Genomic DNA, 12,404 nt, shown 5'->3' on the forward strand with positions numbered 1-12,404 from the left:
CCGGGCTGCGTGCGGACTTCTGCCATGTGCACTTGTGCCCGTTCACCGTAGGCAGGACCGCCCCCGCGGCGCTTCTTCGGTGGGACGCGGTTTCGCGGCACGGCCGACCTTCGCACCACAGAGCGAGCGGCCCCCGGCGCGTACGCCGGGGGCCGCTCGGCCGTCATGAGGTGAGGCGGGTCAGACGGACTCCGCCACCGCCGGACGGTCCACCTGAGTGGTGCCCTCCTCGGAGCTCTCGGCCGGAGTGGCCGGGCCACCGCGCAGCGGCACCTCCTTGAGGAACCAGGCCGCGGCGAAGCCGATGACGCTGACGGCAGCGCCCCACAGGAAGACGTGGTGGGTGCCGGTGGCGACCGCGTGCAGGTAGGCGTCCTTGACCATGGGCGGCAGCTGGGCCAGGCCCTTGGGGTCCATCTGGGCCCCGCCGCCGGTCACCTTCTCGCCGGCCCCGCCGATCCGCTCGGTCATCGCGGACTGCACCTGGTTGGTGAAGATCGCCCCGAAGATCGCGACACCGAAGGAGCCGCCGATCGTACGGAAGAGGGTCGCGGAGGAGGATCCGACGCCCATGTCCTTCATCTCGACGCTGTTCTGCGCGATCAGCATCGTGGTCTGCATCAGGAAGCCCATACCGGCGCCGAGCACCGCCATGTAGGCGCCCGAGGTGAAGCGCGTGGTGTCGGTGTCCATCAGCGACAGCAGCGCGAGGCCCGCGGTGATCAGACCGCCGCCCACCACGACGAAGATCTTGTACCTGCCGGACTGGGTGGTGACCCGGCCGGCGAACAGCGAGACCACCATCATCGCCAGCAGCATCGGCAGCAGCAGCAAGCCGGAGTTCGTGGCCGAGGCGCCCTGCACGGTCTGCTGGAACAGCGGCAGGAACGTCATCGACCCGAACATCACGAAGCCGACGAGGAAACCGATGAGGGTGACGAGCGAGAAGTTGCCGTTGCGGAAGATGTGCAGCGGCAGCACCGGCTCGCTGACCTTGCGCTCCACCAGGACGAAGAGGACCAGCGCGACCACGCCGAGGATGCCGAGCCCGACGATCTGGGTCGATAGCCAGTCGTACTCGGTTCCGCCCCAGGTGGTGATGAGCACCAGCGAGGTGATCCCGACGGTGAGCAGCGCGGCGCCGACGTAGTCGATCCGGGCCTGCGCGCGCTTCTTCGGCAGATGCAGCACCGCGGTCACCATGACCAGCGCGATCGCCCCGAGCGGGAGGTTGATGTAGAAGCTCCAGCGCCAGCCGAGGTGGTCGGTGATGGTGCCGCCGACCAGCGGCCCGCCGATCATCGCGACGGCCATCACACCGGCCATCATGCCCTGGTACTTACCGCGCTCCCGCGGCGGAATCAGATCGCCGATGATCGCCATGACGCCGACCATCAGACCGCCCGCGCCCAGCCCCTGGACCGCGCGGAAGCCGATCAGCTGACCCATGTCCTGGGCCATTCCGGACAGCACCGAGCCGATCAGGAAGAGCACGATGGACGTCAGGAAGACGCCCTTGCGCCCGTACATGTCGCCGAGCTTGCCCCAGATCGGGGTCGAAGCGGCGGTGGCGAGCGTATAAGCGGTGACCACCCATGACAGGTGTTCCAGACCGCCCAGCTCACCGACGATGGTCGGCATCGCGGTGCCGACGATCATGTTGTCCAGCATGGCCAGCAGCATCGCGATCATCAGCGCGAAGAGCACCACCCGCACGCTGGCGGGCTGCTTCCCCGAAGCCGCCGGTTTCTGCTCTTCCCCCGCTGGCGTCGCTTGTTTCTGCGACATCCCCCATCACTCCCACTTACTTGCCGCCCGGCTAGTTCAGTACAGTGATGAAGGTAAGCCGCCAACTAGCCGGTCGTCAAGTAAGTTAATTTGCGGTCGCGCCGGACCGGCCACGACAAACGCAGGAGAGCAGCAATGGGCACACCGCAGGCGCGCAGGGGCAACACCCGCCAGCGCATCCAGGACGTCGCTCTGGAGCTGTTCTCGGAACACGGCTACGACAAGACCTCGCTGCGGGAGATCGCCGAGCAGCTCGATGTCACCAAGGCGGCGCTCTACTACCACTTCAAGACCAAGGAAGACATCGTCATCAGCCTGTTCCAGGACCTGGTCAAGCCCATCGACGAGCTGATCACCTGGGCCCAGGGGCAACCACGCACCCTGGAGACGAAGCAGGAGGTCATCCGCCGCTACAGCGAGTCGCTGCGGGCGGGCGAGCCCCTCTTCCGCTTCATGCAGGAGAACCAGGCCGCCGTCCGCGACCTCAGCATCGGCGAGACCTTCAAACAGCGGATGCTCTCGCTCTTCGACCTGCTCAAGGAGCCGGAGTCCGAGCTGACGGATCAGGTGCGCTGCATCACGGCGCTGTTCTCGCTGCACGCGGGCATGTTCGCGATGCAGAACGTGGAGGGCGACCCCGAGGAGAAGCGCAATGCACTCCTCGAGGTCGCCACAGAACTGGTCACGGCGGCCAACCCGCCGAGCCGCCGGCCAGCCCGGCCGGACTCAGCTCAGACAGAGTCGCCGTGAGCCCGCAGGAATCCGGTCGGCTCGACGCCCGTCCCGTAGTCGGGACCGGTGCGGACCTCGAAGTGCAGGTGGGGGCCGGAGGAGTTACCGGTGCTGCCGGACAGACCGATCTCCTGGCCGGTACCGACCTGCTGCCCCACCTGGACCTTTATCGATGACAGGTGGGCGTACTGGGTGTACGTGCCGCCGTCGTGCTTGATCACAATGGCGTTGCCGTACGCGGGACCGTCGCCGCCACCGTTGGGACCGGCCTTGACGACGGTGCCCTTGTGGACGGCCTTGACCGCGGTGCCGCTGGGCACGACGAAGTCCTGGCCACTGTGCTTGCTCGACCACATGTTGCCGGCAAGACCGAAGGTCGAGCCCAGCGTGTACTTGTCGACCGGCTTGACCCAGCCGTTGGCCTTCTTCGCGGCGGCGGCCTTGGCCTTCGCCGCGGCCTGCTTGGCCTCGACGGCAGCCTTCGCCTGTGCGTCGGCCTGCGCGGTGACGGCCGAACCGACGCCAGAGGTCAGGTTCATCAGGCCGCCGTCGGCCGCGGTGGCGACACCGGCGCCGAGCGCGACGGTGACGCCGACACCGGCGGCCACAACGACGCTGCGATTGCGCAGAGCGGACTTCTTGGCGTTAAAGAGAGTGGCGAACTTCGACATGCGGGTTTACCTCCGATGAGAAATGAACTTTCCGGCTGCGGACCGGGATAGCCATTCCTTGGTAACCCCTCGGCGCCACCTCGCCAAGGCCCCTTTCTACTAACCAATGCCGTACCGGGGGGCCTGGAAATAGACCCACGCCGGCACCATCACCACCCCGGTACCAATCGACCGAAATCGGGCATACCGAAGCGGTTCGGGCACCCCCCATGCCCCTATTGAGCTGGGCATTTACGCATACGCCCCACGGCCGCTCCCCATCCCAAGGCAACCCGCGCGCCACCCTTGTGCGCCAGGGGCACACAACCCCCCGCCACCCGATGCCGCATTCTGCTAATTCCTCTAGTAGGGCCAAAATCGCCTGTGCGGCAAGTCACGAATACCTAAGATCGAATCCCTTTTCGCGGGCCTTTCGGGCGTCCGCTTCGGGACCTAAGGCCTTTGTGACGTGGGTTACCGGAAGGCCGGGGACCTTTGTGACGTGGGTTACCGAAAGGCCGATTCCTTTGTGACCCGGGTAACTCAAAAGCACGAGAAATGTCCAAATTGCTCGCAAATGGGGGTCTCGACGCCGCGTCCGGCGCGCGTGGCGGGCTCCGGGCCCCGGCCGGGCGCCTCCCGGCGGATCGCACGCACCCCTGCGCCCCGCATCGCCCCCCCCCCCCCCGCCTCCGCCCCCACCGGCGATGGCCGCACGCCCGCCCCCGGCTCCCGCCGCCACACCCACTGGCTACCGCACGCCGCACCCACCGGCCCCGGCCGCCTGCCCGAGGCCGTCCACACCTGCCCGTCGGCCGCGCCCTCGCCTAGGCTGAACCCTCAACGACCGTGTCCTGAAAAGCAGTTACGGGGAACGCATGGATCCCACGACCGTCGCCGCCCGCCTCAGCCCGCATGTCATCGATCCGCTGATCCGCAAGCTCTTCGCCCACGACGGCCCCGCGGCCGACCTCGTCGACCGCCCCGTACGCATCTCCCGCCTGGTCTCCTTCGCCGGTGAGAAGCGCACCCTGACCGAGCGGGACCTGGATCACATCGCCGCGGTCCTCGTCGAGCGGGCACTGGACGGCGACGGCCCCGGCGAGCGCCTCATCGGCGCGGACGAGGACCCTGCCGTCACCGCCGCCCTCGCCCGCACCCTGCGGGCACTGGACGAGATCGAGATGGACGACCTCCAGGCCGCCCGGCTGCTGCCCGCCGCGTTCGCCGGCCGTCTCCGCGAGACGGTGCCCGGCGTGACGGAGAAGCTCACCGAGCGCGGCGCGCGGCTCTACGGGCTGCTTCTGGACACCGCGGCCCTGCACATCCTGCACTTCTTCACCCGGCGCTCGGCGTTCGTCGCCCGCACCCTCACCGAACAGACCCGCACCCTCGCCGAGCTGCTCCACGGCCACGGGGCCCTCACCCCGGCGCCGTCCCGCGCCACCGAGGACGCCGCCTTCGAGGAGCGCTACGCCCACGACACCGCCGTCCTCCACAACCACCTCACGATCTTCGGCATCGACCTCGCCCACTCCCCCGACAGCTGGCCGCTGGACACCGCCTACCTGGGGCTTCAGTGCGAGCCCGGTGCCCTCGACGACGCCGGCGGCGCCGCACCGCGCGCCGATGGCACCCCGCGGGACGCCGCAGGGCAGGACGAGCCACCGGTGCCCGCCGAGCAGGCGCTCTCCGGCCGCAGCAAGGTCATGGTCCGCGGCGTCGCCGGATCCGGTAAGACGACCCTGCTGCAGTGGCTGACGGTGGCCACCGCACGCGACGAGCTGCCCGAGGCGCTGTCCGACCTCCGCGGAAAGATCCCGTTCCTGCTGCCGGTACGCCGCTTCGCCCGCGACGGCTTCCCCTCCCCCGCGACGTTCCTGACCGCCGTCGGCTACCCGCACGCCGCCTCCCAGCCGCCCGGCTGGGCCGAGCGCGTACTGACCGCCGGCCGCGCCCTGCTGCTGATCGACGGCATCGACGAAGCTCCGGAGAGCGACCGCGAGCAGGTACGCCGCAAGCTGCGCGACTGGACCGCGCGCTACCCCGGCAACGTCTGGATCGTCACGTCCCGTCCCTCCGCCGTACGCGACAACTGGCTCGCCGCCGAGGGCTTCACCGAACTGGCCCTGGCGCCGATGAGCCGCGACGACATCGCCGCGTTCATCCAGCGCTGGCACCGCGCCGCCGCCCAGGAGAACCCCACCGACCTCGACCGCCTCGACCAGTACGAGCACACCCTGCTCAACGCCGTCCGCATCACCCGCGACCTCGGCAGGCTGGCCACCAACCCGCTGATGTGCGGCCTGCTGTGCGCCCTGCACCGCGACCGCCGCGGCTACCTCCCCAACGGCCGCAAGGAGCTCTACGACGCCGCACTGTCGATGCTGCTGGAGCGCAGGGACCGCGAGCGCGCCATGGTCGCCACCGACGGCGTCGACCTGACCCGCCAGCCCAAGATCCAGCTGCTCCAGAAGCTCGCCCAGTGGATGCTGCTCAACGGCCGCTCCGAGATGGACAAGGACGTCGCGATCGCCACGCTCGCGGAGCATCTGCCCGCCATTCCCGACGCGGCCCGCCAGGGCGGACCCGAGGACGTCTTCCGCCACCTCCTCAACCGCACCGGGCTGCTGCGCGAGCCCACCCCCGGCACCGTCGACTTCGTGCACCGGACCTTCCAGGACTACCTCTCCGCCCGCGCCACGGTGCAGCGGCACGACTTCGGACTGCTGCTGAAGCACGCCCACCACGACGACTGGGAGGACGTCATCCGGATGGCCGTCGCGCTCTCCCGCCCGGACGAGTGCGCGGCCCTCCTGGACGGTCTGCTCGCCCCGTACGCCGGCGTACGCGCCGCCGAGGCCAGGCACCGCAAGCTGCTCGCCGCCGCCTGTCTGGAGCACGCCACCGAGCTGGACCCCGCGGTCCGCGCCCGCGTCCAGCGCTTCACCCGCGACATGGTGCGCCCCAGCACGCCATCCGCCGCCCGCGCCCTCGGCTGGATCGGGCCGATCGTGCTGGAAATGCTTCCCGACCCCACCGGCGTCCCCGACGACGAGGCCCACCTCCTCGCCATCACCGCGACCTCCATCGCCGACGACATGGCCATCGACTACCTGACCGGGCTGCGCGACCGGGCGCACCACGACATCCGGTCGCAGCTCGCGGGGGCCTGGCGGCGCTACGACACCGCCCGCTACGCCCGCGAGATCATCGCCCACCTGGAGCCGGCCGAACTGTATTTCCCGGTCTCCGACCTGGAGGAACTGCACGCGCTGCGCCGCCTGGGCGGCCGTCCGCACCTGCGGATCGCCGGGGCCTTCACCCCCGACCAGCTCATCGAGGGCATCGCCCCGGCCGACGGGCTGACCCGGCTGTGGCTCGGCTACGACCTCGGTGTCTCCATGGAGTGGCTGGCCGCCTTCCCCCGGCTGGAGATCCTCATGATCGGCAACCGCATCCGCCCGGTGACCGGCATTCCCGAGGACATCCGCGTCATCCAGCTATAGAGCGTGTCCGCAAAGTCCCACCTCTGGCCCGCGGGCGGGCGATGGCATTTTGCGGACACGCCCTGGCGCACAGCGGCAGTCGCCGGCCCGTCAGCCCCTCCCGCCACACAGAACCGCCCCGGAACCGTACGAAACGGTTCCGGGGCGGTTTCTGTCGTGCGGTGCGCGGACGCGGGTTATGCGTCCTTGCTCAGGTTCGGACCCGAACCGCCGGCCGCGGACTCGATCGGCGGGGCGTCCGGCAGGGCCGACTTCTCCTCGCCGCGGAAGGTGAACTTGGCGGTGTCACCCTCGCCCTCGACATCGACGACCACGATGTGGCCCGGACGCAGCTCGCTGAAGAGGATCTTCTCCGAGAGGGCGTCCTCGATCTCGCGCTGGATCGTCCGGCGCAGCGGCCGGGCGCCGAGCACCGGGTCGTACCCGCGCTTGGCCAACAGCGACTTGGCCTCGCTGCTGAGCTCCAGACCCATGTCCCGGTCCTTGAGCCGCTCGTCCACCTTGGCGATCATGAGGTCGACGATCTGGATGATGTCTTCCTCGGTCAGCTGGTGGAAGACCACGGTGTCGTCGACACGGTTGAGGAACTCGGGGCGGAAGTGCTGCTTGAGCTCTTCGTTGACCTTGTTCTTCATCCGCTCGTAGGAGGACTTGGTGTCTCCCTGGGCCGCGAAGCCCAGGTTGAAGCCCTTGGAGATGTCCCGGGTGCCGAGGTTGGTCGTCATGATGATGACCGTGTTCTTGAAGTCCACGACCCGGCCCTGGGAGTCGGTCAGACGACCGTCCTCCAGGATCTGCAGCAGCGAGTTGAAGATGTCCGGGTGGGCCTTCTCGACCTCGTCGAAGAGCACGACGGAGAACGGCTTGCGGCGCACCTTCTCGGTGAGCTGGCCGCCCTCTTCGTAGCCGACGTAGCCGGGAGGCGAACCGAACAGCCGGGAGACCGTGTGCTTCTCGCTGAACTCCGACATGTCGAGGGAGATCAGCGCGTCCTCGTCACCGAAGAGGAACTCCGCCAGCGTCTTGGACAGCTCGGTCTTACCGACACCGGACGGGCCGGCGAAGATGAACGAGCCACCGGGACGCTTGGGGTCCTTCAGTCCGGCGCGGGTACGGCGGATGGCCTGGGAGAGCGCCTTGATGGCGTCCTTCTGGCCGATGACGCGCTTGTGCAGCTCGTCTTCCATCCGCAGCAGACGCGAGGACTCCTCCTCGGTGAGCTTGAAGACCGGGATGCCGGTGGCCGTCGCCAGAACCTCGGCGATCAGCTCCTCATCCACCTCGGCGACGACATCCATGTCGCCGGCCTTCCACTCCTTCTCCCGCTTCGCCTTCGCGGCCAGGAGCTGCTTCTCCTTGTCGCGCAGGCCCGCGGCCATCTCGAAGTCCTGCGAATCGATCGCGGACTCCTTCTCCCGGCGCACGTCGGCGATCTTCTCGTCGAACTCGCGCAGGTCCGGCGGCGCGGTCATCCGGCGGATCCGCATCCGGGAGCCGGCCTCGTCGATCAGGTCGATCGCCTTGTCCGGCAGGAAGCGGTCGGAGATGTAGCGGTCGGCCAGGGTGGCGGCGGCGACCAGGGCGGAGTCCGTGATGGAGACGCGGTGGTGCGCCTCGTAACGGTCCCGCAGGCCCTTGAGGATCTCGATGGTGTGCGGCAGCGACGGCTCCGCGACCTGGATCGGCTGGAAGCGGCGCTCGAGGGCCGCGTCCTTCTCCAGGTGCTTGCGGTACTCGTCGAGCGTGGTGGCACCGATGGTCTGCAGCTCGCCTCGCGCCAGCATGGGCTTGAGGATGCTCGCGGCGTCGATCGCGCCCTCGGCGGCACCCGCACCCACCAGGGTGTGGAGCTCGTCGATGAACAGGATGATGTCGCCGCGGGTGCGGATCTCCTTGAGCACCTTCTTCAGGCGCTCCTCGAAGTCACCGCGGTAGCGGGAGCCGGCGACCAGGGCACCGAGGTCGAGGGTGTAGAGGTGCTTGTCCTTGAGGGTCTCGGGCACCTCGCCCTTGACGATGGCCTGCGCCAGGCCCTCGACGACCGCCGTCTTGCCGACGCCGGGCTCGCCGATGAGGACCGGGTTGTTCTTGGTACGGCGGGACAGCACCTGCATGACCCGCTCGATCTCCTTCTCGCGCCCGATGACCGGGTCGAGCTTGGTTTCACGAGCGGCCTGGGTGAGGTTGCGGCCGAACTGGTCCAGGACGAGCGAGGTCGAGGGCGTGCCCTCGGCCGGGCCGCCTGCGGTGGCGGCTTCCTTGCCCTGGTAGCCGGAGAGCAGCTGGATGACCTGCTGCCGCACCCGGTTGAGATCGGCGCCCAGCTTCACGAGGACCTGGGCGGCGACGCCCTCGCCCTCGCGGATCAGGCCGAGCAGGATGTGCTCCGTACCGATGTAGTTGTGGCCGAGCTGGAGGGCCTCGCGGAGCGAAAGCTCCAGGACCTTCTTGGCACGGGGGGTGAAGGGAATGTGCCCGGACGGAGCCTGCTGGCCCTGCCCGATGATCTCCTCCACCTGCTGGCGGACCGCCTCGAGCGAAATCCCGAGGCTCTCCAGGGCCTTAGCGGCGACACCCTCACCCTCATGGATCAGGCCCAGGAGAATGTGCTCGGTGCCGATGTAGTTGTGGTTGAGCATCCGGGCTTCTTCCTGAGCCAGGACGACAACCCGCCGCGCGCGGTCGGTGAACCTCTCGAACATCGTTAATCGCTCCTCAGAGCGGTCAGGCAGTTAGGGGTCGGTCCCCTCCCTGTCCTTCCGCATGCTAGTCCCGCAGGGCGGGACAGCTCATTCCAACTGCCGACACCCGTCCTTGGCCTCCTGCCCCGAACAGCCGACATCTGCTCCAACCCGATGGTGCGAGACGATGTTCCCGCAGGCCAGGCATATACGCCCTCCGCCACTACGCCCGTGGCGAACGCGCCCTTTGTCGACACGCCCGCCGACCCGTCCGCCCTCTGCGCAGGACCGGCGCATTGCACGCGGTCACACCGTTTCTTCCCACTGGGAATGTCTTACCCGCTGGCACTGACACTCCATGCAGCGCGGGGCCGCTCCATCCGCTACGGGCGAACAACCGCACGCCACTGAATGCGCCGCCACACCCCCTTCTCCCAGCACGTTGCGTATTCAGCTGTCAACCCAGCGTAACTTCCCGGGTATTCGGCAGTTGCACCGGGCATGGCCCGCGCGCTTCCGCGACCCCGCAGCCCTCTCTCCGCCGTACGCCGGTGGTACGAGGAGGAGCTGGGCTGGGCGACCACCGGCACGGAGCCGGTGGAGCTGCTCACCGGGCTGGGCTTCGACGTCCTGGAGATGCCGGCCGACGCGGGCGGCGCCGTACTGCGCAGGCTGCCGCACACGGGGCCGGTGGCGCTGCTGCGTGACCCGCGCGGCTCCCGCGGTCCGCACGGCCGCCGCCGCGCGGAATGCGGCGGCTGGTGCGCGCGGTGCGGACGCGACGGGAAACGCCATGCTGATCGGCCGAAATTACTCATCCTCATCGCGGCGGGTGGCGCGGAGGAACTCCCCGGAATCCTGGAATGGCTGGAGTGGGGCGACCTCGTGCCGGATCTCACGGCACGCGGGGCAGGAGACCGGATGCCCGCCCCCTCGCTCCCCACGCCCGCGTTACGTGCGGCCGGCCCGCCGTCGTGCGGATTCGGCACGCGGGAGGCCGCGGGGTGGCTGCGACCTCCCGAACCAGGCTGCGAGGCCGGTATTTCCCTGTCCACCACGGGGTTCGGGGCAGGAATCGGGGACGTTGGGGGCGCCCCCGACCTCGTACGACTCGTGGGCGCGGCGGCGACGGAATGCCACCGGGCCCGGTTGCTGCGTGCTGGTAAAGCCCAATCGGATCGCGCGTGTGGCGATCAGCCGTTGGCCTTCTCGTATGCCTCGCGAATGTCGGCGGGGACACGGCCACGGTCATTGACGTTGTAGCCGTTCTCCTTCGCCCAGGCGCGCACCTTGGCGGTGTCCTGCGTGCCACCGGCGGCCGCACGGGCCTTGCCGCGACCCGAGGAAGCACGACCACCGGTACGGCGACCGGCCTTGACGAAGTCGGCGAGCGACTCGCGCAGCTTGGCAGCGTTGGCGGTGGTGAGGTCGATCTCGTAGGACTTGCCGTCGAGAGAGAACGTGACGGTCTCGTCGGCTTCGCCGCCGTCGAGGTCGTCGACAAGAAGAACCTGAACCTTCTGTGCCACCGGGTTTCCCTTTCATCGAATGTGGATTACGACGGAAAGCAAACCGCTTTTCCCGGAAAAACACAAACCCTTGGGTAGGGTTCAGTTGCCCGCAGAGCGGGGAACGCATCCTTCCGTAGCCATGAGATAGGGGAGCGATTCGGACATAGAACACTGATCACAGGTGCAGAAGCATCCGACTGTTACCCAGGGTGTTCGGCTTCACTCGTTCGAGACCGAGGAACTCGGCAACGCCCTCGTCATAGGAACGCAGCAGCTCGCTGTAGACATCACCGTCAACGGGAGTCTCGCCGATCTCCACGAAGCCGTGCTTGACGAAGAAGTCGACTTCGAAGGTGAGACAGAAAATGCGGCGTACTCCGAGCCAACGCGCGGTGCTCAGCAGCTTGTCGAGGACTTGGTGTCCGACGCCGGAGCCCTTCAGCTGCGGGTCCACGGCGAGAGTGCGCACCTCTGCCAGGTCTTCCCACATCACATGGAGTGCCCCGCAGCCGACCACGGCGGCATCTTCGTCGCGCTCGGCGACCCAGAACTCCTGGATGTCCTCGTAAAGCGTGACGGTGGCTTTGTCGAGCAGGATCCCGTCCCGTGAGTAGGAGTCGATGAGGCGGCGTACGACCGGTACATCGCTGGTCCTGGCGCGGCGGACGGTGAGGCCTTTTGAATGCGGAGGCATGCGGGGACGCTATCGCCCCTTGCCGGCATCGCCCGCTTCGGGTTCATCACCTTCGGCCGGCGGTCCTTCTTCAGGCGCTTGCGCGGCTTCCGGAGGCGCGGCTTCAACGGGTGCCACGACTTCTGCAGCTTCGGGTGGCTCATCGACCTGCACCATGCGTACGGCATCACGCAGAGCATGCCGTTGTTCCGGCGACATCATGCCGAAGAAGGCCACGAGAGCGGCCGCCGGGTTGTCACTGGCGGACCATGCTTCGTTCATCAGTGCGGCCGAGTAGGCGGCGCGGGTCGAGACCGCCTCATAGCGATAGGCGCGGCCTTCCGCTTCGCGGCGCACCCAGCCCTTCTGATGGAGGTTGTCCAATACGGTCATGACCGTCGTGTACGCGATCGACCGTTCCTTCTGGAGATCTTCCAGGACTTCTCGAACGGTGACCGGGCGGTTCCACTCCCAGACCCGCGTCATCACCGCGTCTTCCAGATCACCCAAGCGTCTCGGCACACAAGAAGAATAGTGGGAAATGTCGCGAATGACGGTTGATCTCGCAGCGTTGTGCGGGAAAAAGGATGTACGACCCGGGACGATCAATCCCGGGTCGTACCGTGTGTGCGGGCCGCCCGAAAGGCGGCGGGGCGTCAGGCGCCGTGCGCCGTGGGGCCCTGGTGGGCGGCGTCCGAGCGGTTGAGCGCGGCGTCCACGGCGGCGTCTTCCTTGGACTTGTTCGCGCCGCCCTGGCTCTTGACGATCGTGACGATCAGCCCGGTGAAAGCCACCGCCATCACCACGGGCGGAAGCAGCGCTGCGACGTAATCCATGGCGTGGGCCTCCTTGAGACGTGA

10 protein-coding genes are annotated in these 12,404 nt (G+C 68.2%); 3 read left to right on the plus strand and 7 right to left on the minus strand.

The window, feature by feature from the left end:
• Positions 1-180 precede the first annotated feature (180 nt).
• Positions 181-1,788, minus strand: a complete 1,608-nt coding sequence (locus ACGFZW_RS30250) for an MDR family MFS transporter (RefSeq protein WP_393896448.1) — start codon at positions 1,786-1,788, stop codon at positions 181-183.
• A gap of 135 nt (positions 1,789-1,923) precedes the next feature.
• On the opposite strand from ACGFZW_RS30250, the gene ACGFZW_RS30255 reads away from it, so the two are divergent.
• Complete coding sequence (locus tag ACGFZW_RS30255; protein WP_393896449.1) at positions 1,924-2,538, plus strand: TetR/AcrR family transcriptional regulator; 615 nt, start codon at positions 1,924-1,926, stop codon at positions 2,536-2,538.
• On the opposite strand, the gene ACGFZW_RS30260 is transcribed toward ACGFZW_RS30255, so the two are convergent.
• Positions 2,520-3,191: a M23 family metallopeptidase gene (locus tag ACGFZW_RS30260; RefSeq protein ID WP_393896450.1), complete on the minus strand. Its 672-nt coding sequence runs from the start codon at positions 3,189-3,191 to the stop codon at positions 2,520-2,522. The genes ACGFZW_RS30255 and ACGFZW_RS30260 overlap by 19 nt on opposite strands.
• 857 nt (positions 3,192-4,048) lie before the next feature.
• Here ACGFZW_RS30260 and ACGFZW_RS30265 point away from each other — a divergent pair.
• Positions 4,049-6,679: an NACHT domain-containing protein gene (locus tag ACGFZW_RS30265; protein ID WP_393896451.1), complete on the plus strand. Its 2,631-nt coding sequence runs from the start codon at positions 4,049-4,051 to the stop codon at positions 6,677-6,679.
• A gap of 176 nt (positions 6,680-6,855) precedes the next feature.
• Here ACGFZW_RS30265 and ACGFZW_RS30270 read toward each other — a convergent pair whose 3' ends face one another.
• The gene (locus tag ACGFZW_RS30270) at positions 6,856-9,381 is read right to left on the minus strand and encodes an ATP-dependent Clp protease ATP-binding subunit (protein ID WP_393896452.1); all 2,526 of its coding nucleotides are present in this window, start codon (positions 9,379-9,381) and stop codon (positions 6,856-6,858) included.
• A 615-nt stretch (positions 9,382-9,996) separates the two neighbouring features.
• Between ACGFZW_RS30270 and ACGFZW_RS30275 the strand changes: the two genes are divergently transcribed.
• Positions 9,997-10,623: an SCO3374 family protein gene (locus tag ACGFZW_RS30275; protein WP_393896568.1), complete on the plus strand. Its 627-nt coding sequence runs from the start codon at positions 9,997-9,999 to the stop codon at positions 10,621-10,623.
• Here ACGFZW_RS30275 and ACGFZW_RS30280 read toward each other — a convergent pair.
• The 4 genes from ACGFZW_RS30280 to ACGFZW_RS30295 form a co-directional block, all read right to left on the minus strand.
• Positions 10,554-10,889 carry an Lsr2 family protein gene (locus ACGFZW_RS30280; protein WP_393896453.1) on the minus strand — a complete coding sequence of 112 codons (336 nt, stop codon included), beginning with the start codon at positions 10,887-10,889 and terminating at the stop codon, positions 10,554-10,556. The two genes, ACGFZW_RS30275 and ACGFZW_RS30280, sit on opposite strands and share 70 nt — an antisense overlap.
• A gap of 157 nt (positions 10,890-11,046) precedes the next feature.
• Positions 11,047-11,565: an amino-acid N-acetyltransferase gene (locus ACGFZW_RS30285; RefSeq protein WP_393896454.1), complete on the minus strand. Its 519-nt coding sequence runs from the start codon at positions 11,563-11,565 to the stop codon at positions 11,047-11,049.
• Between the two features lie 9 nt (positions 11,566-11,574).
• A complete protein-coding gene (locus tag ACGFZW_RS30290; RefSeq protein ID WP_393896569.1) occupies positions 11,575-12,030 on the minus strand; it encodes a BlaI/MecI/CopY family transcriptional regulator in 456 nt (151 codons plus the stop codon).
• A 170-nt stretch (positions 12,031-12,200) separates the two neighbouring features.
• A complete protein-coding gene (locus ACGFZW_RS30295; RefSeq protein ID WP_393896455.1) occupies positions 12,201-12,380 on the minus strand; it encodes a hypothetical protein in 180 nt (59 codons plus the stop codon).
• Between the last annotated feature and the right edge of the window lie 24 nt (positions 12,381-12,404).

This window comes from Streptomyces sp. NPDC048248 (genome assembly GCF_043201875.1).
Classification (GTDB): Bacteria; Actinomycetota; Actinomycetes; order Streptomycetales; family Streptomycetaceae; genus Streptomyces.